Source organism: Ornithinimicrobium cavernae (assembly GCF_003121625.1).
In the GTDB taxonomy this organism is placed as follows: Bacteria; Actinomycetota; Actinomycetes; order Actinomycetales; family Dermatophilaceae; genus Ornithinicoccus; species Ornithinicoccus cavernae.
This window is the reverse complement of the sequence record NZ_QDDJ01000008.1, coordinates 136,751-156,027: the sequence shown is the minus strand read 5'-3', so window position 1 is coordinate 156,027 and position 19,277 is coordinate 136,751. Positions and strand designations below refer to the sequence as shown.

Annotated in this window: 16 protein-coding genes; 7 read left to right on the top strand and 9 right to left on the bottom strand. The window is 69.0% G+C overall.

The genetic code is table 11. The features are described from left to right. Positions 1 to 39: 39 nt before the first annotated feature. A complete protein-coding gene (locus DA085_RS10945; RefSeq protein WP_109473000.1) occupies positions 40 to 1,446 on the top strand; it encodes an APC family permease in 1,407 nt (468 codons plus the stop codon). Between the two features lie 55 nt (positions 1,447 to 1,501). Beyond that, positions 1,502 to 3,442, top strand: a complete 1,941-nt coding sequence (locus tag DA085_RS10940; RefSeq protein WP_109472999.1) for a primary-amine oxidase — start codon at positions 1,502 to 1,504, stop codon at positions 3,440 to 3,442. A gap of 229 nt (positions 3,443 to 3,671) precedes the next feature. On the opposite strand, the gene DA085_RS10935 is transcribed toward DA085_RS10940, so the two are convergent. From DA085_RS10935 to ctaE, 5 genes are all read right to left on the bottom strand, one after another. Then, the gene (locus DA085_RS10935; RefSeq protein WP_109473103.1) at positions 3,672 to 4,013 is read right to left on the bottom strand and encodes a metallopeptidase family protein; all 342 of its coding nucleotides are present in this window, start codon (positions 4,011 to 4,013) and stop codon (positions 3,672 to 3,674) included. Between the two features lie 265 nt (positions 4,014 to 4,278). After that, positions 4,279 to 6,030 carry a cytochrome bc1 complex cytochrome b subunit gene (qcrB, locus tag DA085_RS10930; RefSeq protein WP_109472998.1) on the bottom strand — a complete coding sequence of 584 codons (1,752 nt, stop codon included), beginning with the start codon at positions 6,028 to 6,030 and terminating at the stop codon, positions 4,279 to 4,281. Beyond that, positions 6,030 to 7,100, bottom strand: a complete 1,071-nt coding sequence (qcrA, locus tag DA085_RS10925; RefSeq protein WP_109472997.1) for a cytochrome bc1 complex Rieske iron-sulfur subunit — start codon at positions 7,098 to 7,100, stop codon at positions 6,030 to 6,032. The genes qcrB and qcrA overlap by 1 nt, the downstream gene beginning before the upstream one ends. Before the next feature lie 5 nt (positions 7,101 to 7,105). Further along, positions 7,106 to 7,915, bottom strand: a complete 810-nt coding sequence (gene qcrC / locus DA085_RS10920) for a cytochrome bc1 complex diheme cytochrome c subunit (protein ID WP_109472996.1) — start codon at positions 7,913 to 7,915, stop codon at positions 7,106 to 7,108. A 49-nt stretch (positions 7,916 to 7,964) separates the two neighbouring features. Further along, the gene (gene ctaE, locus DA085_RS10915) at positions 7,965 to 8,618 is read right to left on the bottom strand and encodes an aa3-type cytochrome oxidase subunit III (protein ID WP_109473102.1); all 654 of its coding nucleotides are present in this window, start codon (positions 8,616 to 8,618) and stop codon (positions 7,965 to 7,967) included. A gap of 191 nt (positions 8,619 to 8,809) precedes the next feature. On the opposite strand from ctaE, the gene DA085_RS10910 reads away from it, so the two are divergent. Together DA085_RS10910 and trpD are read left to right on the top strand one after the other, a co-directional pair. Beyond that, entirely contained in the window at positions 8,810 to 9,220 is a 411-nt protein-coding gene (locus tag DA085_RS10910; protein WP_109472995.1) for a response regulator transcription factor, read from the top strand. Beyond that, entirely contained in the window at positions 9,217 to 10,281 is a 1,065-nt protein-coding gene (gene trpD, locus DA085_RS10905; RefSeq protein WP_109472994.1) for an anthranilate phosphoribosyltransferase, read from the top strand. The genes DA085_RS10910 and trpD overlap by 4 nt, the downstream gene beginning before the upstream one ends. 264 nt (positions 10,282 to 10,545) lie before the next feature. On the opposite strand, the gene DA085_RS10900 is transcribed toward trpD, so the two are convergent. The 4 genes from DA085_RS10900 to DA085_RS10885 form a co-directional block, all read right to left on the bottom strand. After that, on the bottom strand, positions 10,546 to 10,857 hold the full coding sequence (locus tag DA085_RS10900) for a hypothetical protein (protein WP_109472993.1): 312 nt from the start codon (positions 10,855 to 10,857) through the stop codon (positions 10,546 to 10,548). A 693-nt stretch (positions 10,858 to 11,550) separates the two neighbouring features. Beyond that, a complete protein-coding gene (locus DA085_RS10895; RefSeq protein WP_109472992.1) occupies positions 11,551 to 12,255 on the bottom strand; it encodes a phosphotransferase enzyme family protein in 705 nt (234 codons plus the stop codon). A gap of 18 nt (positions 12,256 to 12,273) precedes the next feature. Continuing rightward, on the bottom strand, positions 12,274 to 12,552 hold the full coding sequence (locus tag DA085_RS10890) for an Lrp/AsnC family transcriptional regulator (protein WP_109472991.1): 279 nt from the start codon (positions 12,550 to 12,552) through the stop codon (positions 12,274 to 12,276). A 9-nt stretch (positions 12,553 to 12,561) separates the two neighbouring features. Then, complete coding sequence (locus tag DA085_RS10885; protein WP_109472990.1) at positions 12,562 to 14,331, bottom strand: DEDD exonuclease domain-containing protein; 1,770 nt, start codon at positions 14,329 to 14,331, stop codon at positions 12,562 to 12,564. 245 nt (positions 14,332 to 14,576) lie between these two features. On the opposite strand from DA085_RS10885, the gene DA085_RS10880 reads away from it, so the two are divergent. The 3 genes from DA085_RS10880 to DA085_RS10870 all read left to right on the top strand — a co-directional run bounded on the left by DA085_RS10880 (position 14,577) and on the right by DA085_RS10870 (position 19,254). Further along, complete coding sequence (locus DA085_RS10880; RefSeq protein WP_109472989.1) at positions 14,577 to 14,840, top strand: hypothetical protein; 264 nt, start codon at positions 14,577 to 14,579, stop codon at positions 14,838 to 14,840. Positions 14,841 to 14,931: 91 nt separating this feature from the next. Next, entirely contained in the window at positions 14,932 to 15,753 is an 822-nt protein-coding gene (locus DA085_RS10875) for a hypothetical protein (RefSeq protein ID WP_154402175.1), read from the top strand. Between the two features lie 243 nt (positions 15,754 to 15,996). Beyond that, a complete protein-coding gene (locus tag DA085_RS10870; RefSeq protein WP_109472987.1) occupies positions 15,997 to 19,254 on the top strand; it encodes an ExeM/NucH family extracellular endonuclease in 3,258 nt (1,085 codons plus the stop codon). The last annotated feature ends 23 nt before the right edge of the window (positions 19,255 to 19,277 follow it).

The following is a 19,277-nucleotide window of genomic DNA, read 5'->3' as shown; positions in this document are numbered from 1 at the left end:
CCCCTCCCCCTTCCAACCTTCTAACCGAAGGGCACAACCATGACTCAGACCCAATACAAGCAGGAGTTGCGCCGAGAACTCGGCGTGCTCGGCAACGTCACTCTCTGCGTGGCCGCGATTACCCCTGCTGTGGTCGTCTTCGCAATCGCGCCTGTTCTGCTGAACCTCACCGGCACAGGCGCGTTCTGGGTGCTCATGATCGGTGGCCTCCTCGGCGCCGCGATGGCCTTCAGCTGGGCGGAGCTCGGCTCCACCTACCCGATTGCCGGCGGCGACTACACGATCGTGTCACGCACGCTGGGGCGGGCCCTCGGCTTCATCTCCCTCGTGCTGACAGGGCCTGTGCAGGCCTTCCTCATTCCTGCCGTGGTCGCGCTGAGCATCGCTGGCTATTTGAGCAGCGTCGTCTCATTGGATGCGCGCATCGTCGGCGCGGTGGTCATAGGAGTCGGCGTGATCATCTCAATTGTCGGCGTCAAGTTCACCGCTAGAGCCGTCGGGGTCCTACTCACCTTCGAGATCGCCGTCGTAACTTTCATCGCGGCGCTCGGTTTCATCAGCACCCAGCGTGGCCCCGGGGTGCTGTTCGTGCCCACCATCTTCGACCCTGAAACGCAGGTGGCTGGCCCGCTGTCGTTCGGCACGCTCATAGCCGGTGTCGCCGTTGCAGCCTTCGCCTACAACGGTTTCCAGGGCGCTCTGTTGTTTTCGGAGGAGACCAAGGGCAACCCCCGCGCAGTGGCGAACTCGGTGTTCCTCGCGCTGGCAGTCGCCGTGATCACCGCCGTGATCCCAGTGGCGGCGGGCCTCATGGGCGCACTCGACCTCGCTGCGTTCACCAACTCGGCGAACCCTTGGAGCCTGCTGGTGGAGGGCTTTGGAAGCCCGGTCTTCGCCACGGTGGTGAACCTCGGCATCGCGCTGTCGATCATGAACGGTGTCGTCGCCCTCGTGCCGTATTTCTCGCGTGTGCTGTACAGCTCAGGCCGGGATCACGTGTGGCCGAAAGCCATTAGTAAGCCGCTCGCCTCGGTGCATCCGAAGCTGGAGACGCCGTGGGTCGCCTCCCTGCTCGTCGGCGTCGGCTCAATCATCCTGATCCTCGCATTTGACGTGGACGCGATGGCGACCATCATCGGCACCGTCGTCTCGGTGGAGTTCGTGCTCATCTCGGCCAGTGCGATCGTCAGCCGCGTGCGCCACAGGGACATCCGCCGCGTCTACAGAATGCCGCTCTGGCCGGTCATCCCGATCTTCTCGGGACTGTTCGCCATCTTAATCCTGACCCAGCAGACGGCGAACGACCTGCTCATCACCGGAGTCATCCTCGTGGTGGCGTTCCTCTACTGGTTGCTCTACCTGCGTCCGCGTAGCGAGACCCACCTGCGCATGCTCGCGCCGATTTTCGGCGACACCCCGGAAGGGCAAGGGTCGTCGAGTTCGTGAGGAGTGACGGATGCGACGCCGAGCACCGCAACGCAACTAAGGAGGACCTGGAGAAATGCCCGATACGTACGGGGCCACCCCCCACCCGCTAGATCCCTTGAATGGGGCAGAACTCGCGCGTGCCGTCGAACTGGTGCGCGCCTGCGAGGAGTCGGTTCCCTCGGATCTCTTCGTCAGCGTCGCGCTCGACGAGCCTGGCAAGGAAGAACTCGCCGCGGGCGCGCCCCATCGCCGGGCCCGCGCGGCGCTCTGGCGGCATGGCAGCCGGGAGCTCTACGAGGCGCGGGTTGACCTCTCGCAAGATGAACTGTGCGCGTGGAATTTGGTTCCGGGAGCGAGCGCCCCGATGCTCGTCGCCCAGGTCGACGCCGCACTCGACCTCGCGCGCTCCAGCCAGGTATTCGTGGAGGGACTGCGTGCGCGCGGCCTTGACGAGGGTAGCCAGATCCATCTCGAGGCCTGGCCGTTCGGCGGCCTGTTGCCTGATCGCTTCGCCGGTCGCCGCGTCGTTTACACGCCGTGCTGGGAGCGTAAGACGCCGACGGGTAACCCCTACGCCCATCCGATCCACGGGCTGTACGCGGTGATCGACCTTGACACCCTCGAACTGCTTGAGATCGAGGAGCACGAACGCATACCGGTGCCCCAGGAGGCGGGGGACTACCGCGCCTCGGTCATGCAGCCCGACCGTCATGTTGCGCCACTCGAGATTACGCAGCCGCAGGGGGCGGGCTTCACCGCCGAGGGCCACCTGCTCCGCTGGCAAAACTGGCAGATGCGGGTCGGCTTCTGCCCGCGTGAGGGCTTGCTCATCCACGACGTGAGATACAACGACGGGGGACTGGAACGCAAGATCGCGCACCGGCTCTCGATGGCAGAGCTCGTGATCCCCTACGCCGATCCCAGTCCGGGCTCCTATCGCAAGAACGCCTTCGATACAGGCGAGATATTCATGGGCATTAACACCAACTCACTTACCCTCGGTTGCGACTGCCTTGGCCAAATCCACTACATAGATGCCTGGTACGTCGACAACCTCGGAGGGGTGCGTACGATCGGCAACGCCATCTGCGTCCACGAAGAGGACACCGGAATTTTGTGGAAGCACACCGACACCGACGGCAGCGTTGAGGTGCGCCGCGGCCGTCGCTTCGTCGTCTCCTCGATCTACACCATCGACAATTACGAGTACGCCTATTACTGGTACTTCTACCAGGACGGTGGCATCGAGTTCGAGGTGAAATTCACAGGCATAGTGCTCACCCTTGCCCAGCACCCGGGACAGGAGGCGATCTTCGGAACCGCCGTGCAGCCAGGTCTAATCGCCCCGCACCATCAGCATGTCTTCTGCGCCAGACTCGACCTCGACCTCGACGGCACGCAGAACAGCGTTTTCGAGGTGGACGCGGTCGCTCCCGAGCGGGGCCCTCTGAATCCTTACGGAGGATCCTTCGTCGAGAAGATCGTGCAGGTGCGAGATGAGGGGGAGAGCCAGCGGTTTATCAATCCCGCTTCCGCCAGGTACTGGAAGGTCGTCAACCCGCAGAAGCTCAACAAGATGGGGCGGCCCGTCGCGTACAAGTTGATCCCGAAGAATCCGGTGACCCCCGTCGCGGAGCCGACATCGAGCATCGGCAAGCGGGCCGGGTTCATGTATGCGGATGTGTGGGTTACGGCCACCGACGCCGACGAGCGCTACCCCGCGGGCGACTATCCGTTCCAGAGCGGTGAGGGCAAGGGTCTGCCCGCCTGGACTGCTCAGGGTCGGCCACTCGACTCGACCGACGTCACCCTCTGGCACGTCTTCGGCATCACCCATGTGCCGAGACTCGAGGACTGGCCCATCATGCCGGTCGAGCGCGCGGGCTTCCTGCTCGCTCCCTTCGGCTTCTTCGACCACAACCCCTCGCTTGACGTGCCACCAGCGAAGGTGACCCACTGCGTGAGCAGCGGTGCGGAGGAGCGGAGCGGCACCCACGCATGCGCATGCGCATAGGAGAACCACGCACCGACCCCACCCATATGAGGCAACACCGTGCCTGCCCAGAAAGGTCGTGTTCGCTGACGCCTGAACCAAGCCGAGGCGGGTGCGAAGGATCGATGCACGTGCACAGGGGGAGGCGGACGGCCGCAGGCGCACCTCGACCTGCGCAGTGATCGTCTCGAGGAGGTGCACGCCGGTGTCGGCGGGGGATCGGGGCATCGGCGGGCTGGGTGGTGCGCGCTCAGCCCCAGCCCAGGGCGTGCAGCTTCTCGTCATCGATGCCGAAGTGGTGGGCGATCTCGTGCACGACGGTGACGGCGACCTCGTCGATCACGTCCTCGCGGTCCTCGCACATCCGCAGCGTCGGTCCCCGGAAGATCGTGATGCGGTCGGGCATGGCACCACCGAACATGTCGTCCCGCTCGGTCAGCGGCACACCGTCGTACACGCCGAGGAGATCCGGGTCATCGGCCGGGGGCTCGTCCTCGACGAAGAACACCACGTTGTCGAGAAGGTCCATGAGCTGCACAGGGACCTGGTCCAGCGCATCACCGACCGCCTCCTCGAACTCCTCGCGGCTCATCTCCACCGGATCCTGGGGGAGCGCCCCCTCATCGGCGTGCCGGTGCTCGTCGGGCCCATCGGCGTGCCGGTTCTCATCGAGCCCATCGGCGCGTCGGTGCTCGTCAGACGAGTCAGGTCCCGTCTCGGGGGTCGTCACGTCGTGCTCGTCCTCTCCCTGTCACCGGTGCACTCGGGCGAGCGTCCGGCATACCGTCTGAGAGCCTGATGGCCGTGGTGCCGACCGGCACCACGGCCATCAGGACCGTGCGTTGTGGGCAGCCGTCTCAGTGACGGTCGTCCGAGCGGAGGCTCAGGGTCTCCTCCGCCCGTGCCTCCTCGATCGCCTCGGCGTGTCCACCCGGCAGCGCCTCCGCCTCACCGTGGTGGTGGGCGGCGGCCAGCTCGGAGGGGGTGACCGGGTCGACGCGGTCCCGGAAGTAGAACTCCGACAGGGCACGGCGCACCTTGAAGGCCATGCCACGCGGCTTCGCCACGCCGTACTCGTCCGTGTCCGGGCCAGCGGTGAGCGACAGCGGGTGCTGTGCCTCGTGCTGCACCAGGTGCCAGCGGTCGTGGGCGTCGAGGTCCTCGTGGACCTCGTAGAAGCGGCCCTCCGGGGTGCGCTGGATGCGGCCGGTCTCGGTGCCGTGGAGCACCAGGTCCCGGTCGGCGCGCTGCAGGGACAGACACAACCGCTTGGTGACCATGAAGACGATGACCGGCAGCAGGAAGAACGCGATCCGCAGGGCGACCGTGATGTCGTTGATCGACAGGTGCAGCTTGATCGCGAGGATGTCGTTGATCGTGGCGATCGCGAGTACGAGGTAGATCGAGATCGCGGCGGCGCCGATGGCCGTGCGGACCGGGGCGTTGCGCGGACGGTCCAGCAGGTGGTGCTCCCGGTTGTCGCCGGTGACCCACTTCTCGATGAACGGGTAGACGCCCAGGATGATCCACACGAGCGGCAGCAGGAGCAACGACCCGAGGAAGATGTTGAAGCTCCAGGTGAAGCCCCACAGCTCGAACTCGAGCCAGCCCGGCAACAGCCGCAGCGCACCGTCGGAGAACCACATGTAGAAGTCCGGCTGTGAACCGGCGGTGACCTGCGAGGGATCGTAGGGACCGTAGGCCCACACCGCGTTGATCGTCACTGTGGCCGAGATCAGCGCGGTGATGCCGAACACGATGAAGAAGAAGCCACCGGCCTTGGCGGTGTAGACCGGCATGAGCGGGAAACCGACCACGTTGGTGTTGGTCCGGCCCGGTCCGGGGTACTGCGTGTGCTTGTGCCAGAAGACCAGGAAGATGTGGACCGCGAACAGCCCCACCAGCAGCGCCGGCAGCAGCAGCACGTGGGCGATGTAGAGGCGCGGGATGATCGCCTCGCCCGGGAACTCGCCGCCGAAGACGAAGAACGTCATGTAGGTGCCGATGACCGGGGCGGAGGACATGAAGCCGTTCATTGCCCGGATGCCGGTGCCGGAGAGCAGGTCGTCCGGCAGGGAGTAGCCGGCGAAGCCCTCGATGATGGCCAACAGCGACAGGACGGTGCCGATCACCCAGTTGAGCTCGCGCGGCTTGCGGAACGCCCCGGTGAAGAACACGCGTGCCACGTGCAGCGCGATGCCCACGATGAACAGCAGCGCCGCCCAGTGGTGCAGCTGGCGGATCAGCAGGCCACCCTTGATGTCGAAGGAGATGTCCAGGGTCGAGGCATAGGCCTCGCTCATCCCGACACCCTTCAGCGGCACGTAGGAGCCGTCGTAGATCACGTGGCCCATGCTCGGCACGAACCAGAAGGTCAGGAAGGTCCCCGTGATCAGGCAGATGATCATCGAGTACATCGCGATCTCGCCCAGGAGGAAGGACCAGTGGTCGGGGAAGACCTTCTTGAACAGGCCCATGCCCTTGGCGACCCCGAGGCGGTCGTCGGCCCACACCAGGGGCGGCGGCAGGCTGGGTCGTGCGTCGTCGCTGGAGGTCCCGGTCGGTGTCCGGTCCCGGACCGCTTCAGCGCCCTGCGGGATGGTCGTCATCAGCCACGCTCCCAGTAGCTCGGGCCGACCGGCTCGGCGAAGCCGTCGGCCGCAACGAGGTATCCATTCTCCACCATGATCGGCAGCTGGGGAAGCGGCCGCTTGGCGGGGCCGAAGATGACCTCGCAGTCGTTGGTCATGTCGAAGGTCGACTGGTGGCACGGGCAGAGCAGGTGATGCGTCTGCCGCTCGTAGAGCGCCACCGGGCAACCGACGTGGGTGCAGATCTTGGAGTAGGCGACGATGCCGTCGACACCCCAGTCGAGCTGCTTCTGGCTCTGGATGTCCTCCGGGTTCAACTTGACCAGGAGCACCGAGGCCGTGGCCTTGGCCTCCATGATCTCCAGTGCACTGGGTGCGTCCTCACCGTGCGTGTCACCCACGTAGCCCTCGGGCATCACGTGGATCACCGAGCCCTGGGTGACCTGCTCCGGGCGGATCGGGGCGCCAGAGGGGTCGATCATGAGCCGCATACCGCGCTTCCACACGGTCGACTCCAGCGTGTCGCCGGGCAGCGGGCCCAGGCCACCGGCGACCTGGAGGGCCATCGGCAGCGCGAACAGGCTCAGCGCACCTCCGGCGGTGAGCAGGAGGACGGGACGACGGTGCAGCTGGGCGCTGCGGTAGCCGTCGGAGAGGATGCCTGCCGCCTCGTCGCGGGACTCCTGGTCGGAGGCCTGCAGGTGCCGCTCCTCGACCACCTCGGTGTCGGGCATGAGGGTCTTGGCCCAGTGGACCGCGCCCAGGCCGATGAACAGCAGGGAGGCCGCCATGGTCAACCCGAGAATCAGGTGGTACAGGTTCATCTCACCGATCACCAGGAGCGAGCCGCGCAGCTCCGGGTCCACCACGAAGTAGCAGACCAGGAACCCGAGGGTGCCCAGGATGGAGAGGGTGAACATGGTGGCCACCTGGCGCTCGGCGCGCTTGGCGGCCTGCTCGTCCACGTCGGCGCGACGTGGACGGTGCGGGGGCAGTCCCGGGTTCTCGAACCGGTCGACGGCGTCAGCCTCGACGTAGGTCGCCGGCTTCGCGTGCGGGTCGTGCACCGCGATCTGGTCGTCACTCATCGTGCTCAGGCAGCCTTTCGTCCGAGCCAGACCGCCGCCGCGATCAACAGGCCGATACCGATGGTCCAGATGAAGAGGGCGTCACCGGCCGGGCCGAGCGAGCCGAGGCTGTGGCCGCCGTACTCGTTGCCGCCCTCCTCGATGTTCTTGATGAAGGCGATGACGTCTTCCTTCTCCTGCGGCTGGAGCGTGGCGTCGTTGAAGACCGGCATCGACTGCGGGCCGGTGAGCATGGCCTCGTAGATGTGCTTGGGCTCGACGTTCATCAGGCTCGGGGCGTACTTGCCCCGCGTCAGGGCGCCGCCCTGCGCGGAGGAGTTGTGGCACATCGCGCAGTTGGTGCGGAAGATCTTGCCGCCGTTGGCGATGTCCGCGTTGACCAGGTCGGTGTACTGGGCGTCGGGCACCGACGGGCCGGGGCCGAGGGAGTCGACGAAGGCGCCGAGCTGGTCGATCTGCTTGTCGGTGAACACCGTCGGCTTGTCCGCCGCCTGCACGCCGGGGGCGGCCATCGGCATACGACCGGTGCCGACCTGGAAGTCGACGGCTGCCGAGCCGACGCCCACGAGCGAGGGGCCAGCGGTGTTGACGCCGGTCTTGCCCTCGGCGTTGGTGCCGTGGCAACTGGCGCAGTTGGCGAGGAAGAGCTTGCGGCCCTCCTCGACGTCGTCGGCGGCGGCACCCGATGCGGCGTAGGTGTCAGACGGGGCGGTCGGCTGCAGGGCCGCGTAGGCGGTGCCGGTGAAGGCAAGGCCCAGGAAGAGCAGGACGATCAGGGCGATCGGGCTGCGTCGGTATGCGGCGAGCTTGCTCACGCGGCGCTCCTCGGTCGTAGGTCAGTCAGGGGACGGGACGGTCGGCGGTTCATTGGAGGATGTAGATGACGAAGAACAGGGCAACCCACACGACGTCGACGAAGTGCCAGTAGTAGGACACGACGTGGGCACCGACCTTCTGGGCATAGGTGTAGCGCTTGGCGGTGAAGCTCCGCCCGATGATGAGCAGGAACGCGAGCAGGCCGCCGGCGACGTGGATGCCGTGGAAGCCGGTCGTGATGTAGAACACGGAGCCGTACGGGTCGGAGTTGATCATCACGCCCTCGCTGATGAGCGTGGCGTACTCCCAGATCTGGCCGGCGACGAACGTGGCACCGAACAGGTAGGTGAGGACGAACCACTCACGCATGCCCCACCCGCGGACGTCCAGCAGGCTGCCGGAGCGGGAGACCTTGCTCTCCTCGGCCTTGAACACGCCGATCTGGCACCACACCGACGAGATCACCAGGATCAGGGTGTTGGTCAGCGCGAACGGCACGTTGAGCATCGCGGTCTTCTCGTCCCACAGCTCGGTGGAGACGGCGCGGATCGTGAAGTACATCGCGAAGAGACCCGCGAAGAACATGATCTCGCTGCCCAACCACACCATGGTGCCGACCTGGGTGAGGCTCGGGCGGGTCACCGGACCCTGGGTCGCCTCCAGGGGACGCCCTGGTGCGCCTGCTGTTGCTGCTGTTGTCATCGCCACGCGCGCCATTATTGCTCACCGGGTGGGCCGAGGGACAGTGACCCTCCCCTCGGGCGTGGCCCGCGTGCGAGAACCGACAGGAACGGGTATGCCGCAGCTCCCGTCGGAGCCGGACGGCACCTGCCTCCGGGGTGACACTGCGACCGGTTCCCCGGGGCTGCGTGCCGGGTGGGTACGATTCAGGTATGACCGTCCAGACCGAGGCCAGCTCCGCCGTCAGAGGCATCTCCGTCCTCCTCTTCAGCGACGACCGCGCCGTGCGCGACGCGGTGCGTATGGGGGTGGGGCGCCGGCCGGCCGAGGGTGTGGCCGTGGAGTCCTGGCACGAGTGCGCCACGGCGGACGGTGTCATGCTGGCCCTCCAGGAGGAGGAGTTCGACGTCCTCGTCCTCGACGGCGAGGCCCAGCCCTACGGCGGCCTCGGCGTGTGCCGCCAGATCAAGAACGAGATCCACGACTGCCCGCCGATCATGGTGCTCATCGGACGCCCCGGTGACGGCTGGCTCGCGGCGTGGTCACAGGCCGACGCCGTGGTCTCCCGCCCGCTGCGCCCGGCCGAGCTGGCCGAGGGCATCGCGGGTCTCGTCCGCCCGTGAGTGAGACGACCACCAGCTGGTCGGACCTGCTGACCAGGCTCTGCACCGGTGGCGACCTGACCACCGAGGAAGCAGCCTGGGCGATGGACCGGGTCATGCTCGGTGAGGCCTCTCCTGCGCGGCTGGCGGCGTTCCTGGCCGCGCTGCGCGCCAAGGGGGAGACCGCGGACGAGATGCAGGGGCTGGCGGACATGATGCTGTCCCACGCCCTCCGGTTCGAGGTGGACGGCCCGAGCCTGGACATCGTCGGCACCGGCGGTGACCGGGCCCACACAGTGAACATCTCCACCATGTCCTCTGTCGTGGCCGCCGGCGCGGGAGTGCCGGTCGTCAAGCACGGCAACCGGGCCGCTTCCTCCTCCTCGGGCTCGGCCGACGTGCTCGAGGCGCTCGGGATCCGGCTCGACGCGACCCCGGACGAGGTCGTCCGGATTTTCCACGAGGTCGGGATCACCTTCTGCTTCGCGCTGACCTTCCACCCCTCGTTCCGGCACTCGGCGGTGGTGCGCAAGGAGCTGGGGATCGCGACGGCGTTCAACTTCCTCGGGCCGCTGACCAACCCCGCCCAGCCGCGGTATGCCGCGGTCGGGGTCGCGGACGCCCGCATGGCGCCCCTCGTGGCCGGGGTCTTTGCCGGCCGCGGCAAGGACGCCGCCGTGTTCCGCGGCGACGACGGCCTGGACGAGCTGACCACCTCGGGCAGCTCTCGCGTGTGGTGGGTGCACGGCGCGCAGGTCCGCGAGTTCACCCTGTCACCCGAGATGGTCGGGCTGACGACGCACCCGGTGTCCGAGCTCCGCGGAGCCGACGCCGAGCACAACGCGGGCGTGGCGCGCCGCGTGTTCGAGGGCGAGGAGGGGGCGCCGCGCGTCGCCGTGCTGCTCAACGCCGGCACCGCCCTGGCGGTAGCCGCTGCCAGCGTCGCCCACCAGGAACCGACGACCCAGGAGGAGTTCGAGGCCCTCATCGCCGGAGGAGTCGCCCGGGCCGCCGTGTCGATCGACTCCGGCAGCGCCTCCTCGGTCATTGACCGCTGGGTCGCGGCAACCAGCCCCCACTGAGGGAGCGACAGACCCCGACCGGCTCGGACCTTCCCTACTCGACCGAGCGCGCCGTGGGGCGAGATTTCCGCCCACCGAGCGCTTGGAGACGCGACGTCTCGGTCCACCGAGCGCGTGGAAACCCTTGTCTTCGGGTGACCGGGGGCGCGGTGAGGCGACGAAGGCATACCTGACACGCTGTGAACCATGAGTTCGCGCACCCGAGTGACGATCGTCGGCGGCGGGATCGCCGGTCTAACCCTGGCCGCCGTGCTCGACCCCGTTCTATTCGCCGTGACCGTCCTCGAGGCCGAGCCCGAGCGAGCCCCGGTCGGTGGCGCGCTGACCCTGTGGCCGGCGGCCGCTCGTGCACTCCGAGGGTTGGGCGCGGGAGAGCTGGTGGACCGGCATACGGTCCGCCTCGCGGAGGGCACGGTCCGTGACCTGCAGACCGGGCGGCCGCTCCTGCCCCCGCGGCGTGCGCCGCTGACGATCGTGCCTCGCCCGGAACTGCTTGCCGCCCTCGACCTTGCGGTGCCCTCGACCGTGCGCCGCGAGCGCGTGCTCGTTGACGACCCCCGCCGGCTTGACGGCCACATCGTGGTCGGTGCGGATGGTGTCCGGAGCCGGGTGCGTGGCCTCGTCAGTCCCGGTGCCACGGAACGGAAGGCGACACCGTACCTCGCGTTACGCGGCCTCTCCGGGCAGCGGCCGGCGTCGGACTCGGTGGGTGAGTACTGGGGGAGCGGAGGACTTTTCGGGCTCGTGCCGCTCTATGGTGGCGCCTACTGGTTCACCGCCCACCGGAGCAGCCTCGGCCCGGAGCCGATTGACCCCGGTGTCGCACTGACGGAGGCGCGTCACCAGTTCGCGCGAGCGGCACCGGCAGTGACCCGGGTGCTCGCGGGGGCCGGGGGTGATCGCGTCATCGCCACGCGGGTCTGGGTCGCTCCGGCGATGGCGCGCTACGTGAGTGGGCGCTACGTCGTGATCGGGGACGCCGCCCACGCGATGACGCCGAACCTCGGTCGGGGGCGCCAACGACGCCATCATCGACGCCTTCTCCCTGGCGTCCGCCCTCGGCGCGAGGGGCGGGCTGGCACGCTGGCAGGCACGCCGTCTGCCGTTCACCCAGGCTGCGAGGGTGGCCTCGAGCGGGCTGATGCGCCTGGCGCTGAGCGGTCACCCGCAACGTCTCCTGCGTCGTGCCTAGCGACCGGGCGGCCCTTCGGCCCGGCGTCACGCTACCTTCCGAGTTCGAGGAGTCCGGGACGTCCCCGTGCCGGGTGCTCACTCCAGGCGAGACACCAGGGACCTGGCGTAGTCGGGCTCGACGACCCAGCAGGTGGCGATCTCCCAGGCCAGGGCGGCACGCGTGTGCAGCGGCTCATTCGGTGCGGCCAGGTCGAAGAGGGGATCGTCGACGCGGGCCTCGTCCCAGTCGAGGAGTGCGCAGCGACCGTCGGAAAGCACGAGCGCGTTGGCGCCGCCGGCGTCACCGTGCACGACACACCGGGCCTGCGGATCAACGACCGCCCAGGCCGCGCGGAGAGTCTCCCGCAGGGATGGTGGCACCGCGGAGAGGTCAATGTCCCCGCCCACCTCCGTGGTGAGCAGCTCCCGCGCGGACCGGGAGCCGGGTCGCTGTGGCCACCCCGATGTCCGGGCGTGGACGTCGCGGAGCGCCGCGAGCAGGGCCTGATCATCCGCTGGCGCCGGCTCCCGACCGTCGATGTGGAGCTGCACGTGCCAGCCGTCCCGGTGGCGCTGCCCGTCGGCCGTCGGGACCGTCTCCGGCACCACGACACCATCCGTGTGCAGGTGCTCGAGGAGGTCGAGCTCCCACGCGAGAGACTCCGCGGACCGGCGTGAGCGTCGGATCACGACCCTGTGCTCGCCCAGCCGACCCAGCAGGACGGTGTTGCGGTGTCCACCGGACAACGGGCCCATGACCTCCAGACCGCTCCAGGCGGTCAGCGGCACGAGCTCAGACACGGGACGTGTGGCGTGCGGCTACTCCAGGCCGATGGAGAACGCGGCCTCGAGGTCCTGGGAGGAGTAGGTGCGGAAGGCGATGTGGGTCTCGGTCTCCTGCACACCCTCGACCTTGTTGAGCCGGTCGGCGATGACGTCGGCGAAGTCCTCGTGCTTGGACACACGCGCGACCGCGATGAGGTCGACGTTGCCGGTCACTGAGTAGACCTCAGTGATCCCGTCGATCTCGGCGATGGCCTGGGCGGCCTCGGGGATATGGGCCACGTCGGCCTTGATCAACACGATGGCGGAAATCACGGTCCCACTCTAGTGCGTGACGCGCAGCGCACCCGGTGGACGCTCCAACGGCTTCCCGGCGGGCGGCTCACCCCAGGGCTCGGAGAACTCGCTCCAGCGGCGCGACATCGGCTCCAGCTCGGCACGGGCCGCGCCGGCACCGCCCACCGGACAGGTCCACTCGCCCTCCAGGGTGACCAGCCGGGTGCCGGGCGTCTCCAACCACTTGAGGACCAGCTCAGTCTCCTCCGGATGGGCTGCGGGGGCCGGGGCGGTCGGCTCGGTCACCACCTCGGCCGTGGCTCGCAGCGCGTCGATGTAGGGCATCGGGTCGGCGCCGCGGGGCGTCACCGTCGTGCCGGCGAGCCGCCCGTAGCGCACGCAGACGACCTCCCAGCCACCGGCATCCCTGCGCCGGGCAGCCACGATCTCCGGGGCCGACGACAGCGGCGCCAGCCGCTGGGCGCGGGCGGTGGCCCGCACGAGCGCCAGCATCCGGTCGCGCAGTGTCGTGGCGTCCTCGAACCGCTCCTGCTCGGCCAGGGAGTCCAGCTTGGCGCGCAGCGCCGCGAGCAGTCCCCGACCATCCCCGACCAGGGCGGTCGCCGCCTGACCGGCAACGTCGGCATACTCCTCGCTGGTCTGCTCGCCGATGCACGGACCGCCGCAGCGCCCCATGTCGAACAGGACGCAGGCGCTCTTGCGGGAGGTGAGGGACAGGGCCTGGGTGCACTGCCGCAACGGGACGACCTCGTGCACGGCCGTCACGGCCGCCTCGGCGCTCTTGCGGGAGCCGAACGGTCCGGCGTAGTGCGCCCCGTCGGCGCGCACCTGCCGGACGATCGACAGGCGGGGGAAGGGCTCCACGGTGAGCTTGACCCAGAGCGCCTTCTCCGGGTGGCGGGAACGCCGGTTGTAGCGCGGCTTGTGCTCGGCGATCAGTCGCAGCTCGCGCACCTGCGCCTCCAGCCGCGTGGCGCAGACGATCGGCGTGATGGACTCGGCGATCCCCACCATCTCGGCCATCCGGCGGCGGGTCTCCGAGGCCGTGAAATAGGTGCGGGTGCGGCGCCGCAGGTCGACCGCAGTGCCCACATAGAGGGGCTCGCCGCGGTGGTCACGGAAGACATAGACCCCCGGGGCGGAGGGCATCGCATCGGCCAGGAACCGCTTGCGACGCTGCGCCGGCGTCACCCGGCTGTGGTAGCTCTGCAGCTCCTCGAGGGTGTGGACCCCCAGGTTGCCCACCCGCTCGATCAGGCCGTGCAGCACGTCGACGGTGGCGCGGGCATCGTGCAGGGCGCGGTGGTCTGGAGTGGTCGTCGCGCCGAACAGGGTCGCCAGGCTGGACAGCTTGTGGTTGGGCGTCTCGTCGCGGTGCACCAGCTGCCGGGCCAGGCGCACGGTGTCGAGCACCGCGAATCCGGGCCACGCGTGTCCGGTCTGGTGGGCGGCAGCCTTGAGGAAACCGATGTCGAAGCCGGCGTTGTGGGCCACCAGGACCGACCCGCGGGCGAACTCGAGGAAGCCGGGCAGCGCGGACTCGATGCGCGGCGCGTCGGCCACCATGGCGTTGGTGATGCCGGTGAGGACGGTGATGAAGGCCGGGATCGCGGTGGACGGACGCACCAGGGTCTGGAACTCACCGATCACCTCCCCGCCGCGGACCTTGACGGCGCCGATCTCGGTGATGCCGCAGTCGGCGGGGGAGCCGCCAGTGGTCTCCAGGTCGACGACCACGAACGTGACATCCGACAGGGCGATCCCCAGGTCGTCGAATGTCTCCTGCACCATCTGCATGGAACGAACGTACGACCGCCCACCGACAGAGCCGCGCAGACATCCCGTGGGCGACAGGTTCGGGCCACTGAACAGTCGCATGCAGGTCACCGTCCCGGGGGAGATCAGGGCTTCGGCCGCCGGGCGTGTCGCACCCTCCGTGACGCACGAGCCGACCACGCCGCCGCTCCGCTCCCACAGGGTGTGTCAGACCCCGCCCCTAGCGTTTTTGAACATCAGTTGGAACCCAGACGGAGGTGAGAACGATGAGCGTGACGATCGACTGCGAGTCGTGCCCGGTCCGCGGACGGCACTGCGGAGACTGCTTCGTGCCTGTCCTGGCCAGGGCATGGTTGGAGGAGCCGACGACCAGGGCGCCCGAGCCGATGCCCGAGCGTCCGGCGATGATGCCGCTGGACTTCGAGGAGACCGAGGCCGTGGAGGCGTTCGTGCGGGCGGGGCTGGTCAGCCGCACCGAGGCACACACGGCCCGCGCGCAGAGCACCGTGCCGTCGGCGGCCGTCGGCTGAGCCGCCACCCGCTGGGGCAGGCACCAGTTGGGGAGGTATGCCGTGACGCACGTTGGCAGGGTCGGTGCCCCATCGGCTCTAGCCTGGTGCCGTGGGAACGGCACAGGGTTGGCTCAGCAGGGTAGGGGCTGCCGTGGTGGCCGTCCTGCTGCTCGCCGCCTGCGCCGAGGCCCAGACCGAGGTGCGAGGGACCGCCCCGCAGGAACGCGTCGAGGCCTACGAGGCGATGACCGTCACGGCGCTGGAGCGGGTCGAGGCCCTCTGGGGGGAGGAGTCGGTGGTCCGGCCCGTCGAAGTCGTGCTGCCCGGCACCGCCGAGGAGTTCGCCGAGCTGACCGGTGGGGCACCGGCGAGTCAGCAGGCCCCGGCCGTCACGGTGGGCACTGGGGACGACGCGCACGTGGTCGTGCACCCGGACTCGTGGGACCGGTTGACGACGGAGGGGCGACAGGCGGTGCTCACCCACGAGGTGACCCACCTGAGCATGCAGGGCGATGGTCCGGTGCCTGCGTGGTTGGGGGAGGGACTGGCCGAGTACACCGCTCACCGCACCTCTGAGCTTGCCCCGGCCGCGATCGCAGGGTCGGCGCTGGACGGTGTGCGGGCCGGCGACGTGCCGTCCGGCTGGCCCGAGCCGGGCGCGGCCACGCACGGGGGAGCGGCCACGCACGGGGGAGCGGCCACGCACGGGGGAGCGGGACCGGAGGAGTCCGGGGGCCCGAGCTGGCGTGGCTACGCCCTGTCGTGGCTCGCCTGCGCCTATCTCGCCGAGACGTGGTCGGAGGAACAGCTCCGTGAGCTCTATGACGTGGTCTCCGACGGCACCCCGCTCGACGAGGCCTTCCCGGCAGTCTTCGGCGTGGCGGAGTCCGAGGCGCTCCGCGGATGGGCCGACTGGTTGAGCACGCTGTGACTGCCCACGTGCCACGCTAGGTCCACCCGGTCACCGGCGAGCAGCTCGCCGACCCGCCGGTCGAGCACGAGGCCTACCGCCACCGCTCGGGCGCCGTCCCCCGGCCTGATTCACCTGGCCGGCACATGTCGTTCACATAACGCTTCCCGCAAGCTCTTCCCCACCGTCGGTCGGGCGCTCTAGGCTCGGCGAACATCCCGGACAGTCGGGGTTCACCCTGCCCAGAACGAAGGTGTTCGATCCATGACTACACGCGTGACACGACGGCGCACAGCAGCTGTCGGCGCGGCCTCGCTCGTCCTCTCCGGACTGTATGGCGCTGCCGCCCTGCCGACCCTGGCTGCTCCCGAGGACGCCAGCACAACCGCTGCTGCGGCATCAGACGGCCTCGTCATCAGTCAGTACATCGAGGGCTCCAGCTTCAACAAGGCCCTCGAGATCTACAACGGCACCGGAGCCGAGGTGGACCTGAGCGGCTACGCCATCCAGGGCTACCAGAACGGCAGCACGACGGTGGGCTACACCATCTCCCTGCAGGGCACCGTGGCCCCGGGTGAGGTGCACGTTCTCGCGCACACCGACTGGGCGCTCGCGTTCACACCGGACCAGACCGGCAACCTGCAGTTCAACGGTGACGACGCGGTCGTGCTCAGCCAGGACGGCGCGGTCGTGGACTCCCTCGGCCAGCGCGGCTCCGACCCCGGCAGCAGCTGGGGGACCCCGCCCACGGTCACCGCGGACGCGACCCTGGTCCGCAACGCCGACGTCTGCTCCGGTGACGTCAACCCGGACGACGCCTTCGACCCGGCCGCCGAGTGGACCGGCCTGCCGCAGAACGACATCACCGGTCTGGGGAGCCACACGGTGGACTGCGGGGCGGTCGAGCCGGCCGGGCCGGTCCTCAACGAGTTCTCCATCGACACCACGGGCACCGACTCAGAGTTCTACGAGGTCTACGGCGCGCCCGAGACCGACTACTCCGACCTGTCCATCCTCCAGGTCGAGGGCGACGGCAGCTCCAGCGCCCGCGGCTCGGTCATCACGGTCGACAGTGTCGGAACAACCGATGCGGCCGGCTTCTGGTCGGTCGACCTGCCGGCCAACCGCGTCCAGAACGGCACGCTGACGCTGCTGCTGGTCTCCGGCTTCACCGGTGGCCCCGGCACGGTCCTGGATGCCGACCTCGACGGTGTGATCGACAACGCCGCCTGGGCCGAGCTGGTGGACTCGGTTGCCGTCCTCGACGGCAACGACGGCGACCTCATCTACTCCGAGACCGCCCTGACCGACGGCTACGACGGTGCCGCCTTCACCCCCGGTGGTGCCTCCCGCATCCCGGACGGCACCGACACCGACACGACGGCCGACTGGGTGCGCAACGACTTCGACAAGGCCGGCTTCCCGGGCTTCGACGGGCCGCCGGCGCCGGGTCAGGCGTGGAACACGCCGGGGCTACCGAACGAGGTGTACGAGACCGAGGAGCCGCCGCCGGGCGGTGCCTGCGGCGACCCGGCGACCGCGGTCGGCGCCGTGCAGGGCTCCGGCGCGGCCTCGCCGGTCCAGGGCCAGTCCGTGGACATCGAGGGCACCGTGGTCGGCGACTTCCAGAACGGCGGCTTCGACGGCTACTACGTGCAGGACGCCGGGGACGGCGACGCCCTGACGTCGGACGGGATCTTCGTCTACGCCCCAGGCGGTGCGGACGTGGCGGCCGGGGACAGTGTCCGTGTCTCGGGCACGGTCAGCGAGTACTTCGGCATGACCCAGGTGACCGCGGCCTCTGTGGCGGTCTGCGCCACCGGTGGCGAACTGCCCGCTCCGGTCGAGCTCACCCTGCCGCTCGGTGACCCCGAGCCCTACGAGGGCATGCGCGTCACCTTCCCCCAGGACCTGACCATCCTGGAGTACTTCAACTACGGCCGGTTCGGCGAGATCGCCCTCGGCACGGAGCGCCAGTTCCAGCCGACCGCCGTGTTCGAGCCGGGCTCGCCGGAGGCCGAGGCACTGCTCGCCGAGAACCTGGCGAACCGGATCACCCTCGACGACGGCCGCGGCAACCAGAACCCGGACCCGGCAATCCACCCCAACGGGGAGGAGTTCACCCTGGACAACCTGTTCCGCGGCGGTGACCTGGTCACCAACGCGACCGGGGTGCTGGACTACCGCTTCGACCTGTGGCGCATCCAACCGACGCAGGGCGCGGACTACACGCCCGTGACACAGCGTCCGGAGGTGCCGGAGGTCGGCGGTGACCTCACGGTCGCCTCCTTCAACGTGCTGAACTACTTCACCACCCTGGGCAGCCGCGGGGCGGACACGCCGGAGGAGTTCGACCGGCAGGAGGCCAAGATCGTGGCCGCCCTGGCCCAGCTCGATGCCGACGTGGTCGGTCTGATCGAGATCGAGAACAACGACGACGTCGCCCTGGCCACGCTCACCGAGGCGCTGAACGCCGAGGTCGGCGCGGGCACGTACGCGTACCTCGCGACCGGCACCGTCGGCACGGACGAGATCACCACGGCGTTCATCTACAAGCCGTCGACGGTGACCCCCGTCGGTGACTTCGCGACGCTGACCTCGCAGGACGACCCGAGGTTCCTGGACGACTTCAACCGGCCGACCCTGGCACAGACGTTCCAGGAGAACGCCACCGGTGAGGGGGTCACCGTCGCGGTGAACCACCTGAAGTCCAAGGGGTCGGCCTGCGACGCCGTCGGTGACCCGGAGGACCCCAACGGTCAGGGCAACTGCAACGGCGTCCGCACCGACGCCGCGGAGGCGATGGTCGACTGGCTGGCCGGTGACCCGACCGGCACCGGTGTGGACAACACGCTGATCATCGGTGACCTGAACGCCTACGACAAGGAGGACCCGATCGACGCCCTGGTCGCGGGCGGCTACACCGACCTGCTGCTCGAGCACGTCGGTGAGCTCGCCTACTCCTACGTGTTCGACGGTCAGCTGGGCTACCTGGACCACGCCCTGGCCAACGACACACTGGCCGGCAAGGTGACCGGAGCCGTGCCCTGGACGATCAACGCCGACGAGGTGTCCCTGATCGACTACGACATGTCCTTCAAGCAGGACGCCCAGGACGCGCTGTACGCCCCGGACGCCTACCGCTCCAGCGACCACGACCCGGTCCTGGTCGGGCTCAACCTGTTCGACGAGCCCGAGGACACCACCCCGCCGGAGCTGACCGTCACCGTCGACAGCCCGCAGATCTGGCCGCCGAACAACGGGTGGCGGGATGTGGAGACGACGGTCGAGGCGACCGACGACTCGGGCGAGCCGGTGACGGTGACCCTGGTCGGTGCGACGGCTGAGGGGCAGGGCGCGGACATCGAGGTCGTCAGCGACACCGAGTTCCAGGTGCGCGCGGTGCGCACCGCCGTCTACACGATCACCTACGAGGCAACCGACGCGGCGGGCAACACCACGACCGCGTCAGTCACGGTCGAGGTGCCGCACAACCGTGGCACCAGCGGTGGGGTCGGCTGAGCGGAACCCGCTCGCGGGCTGAC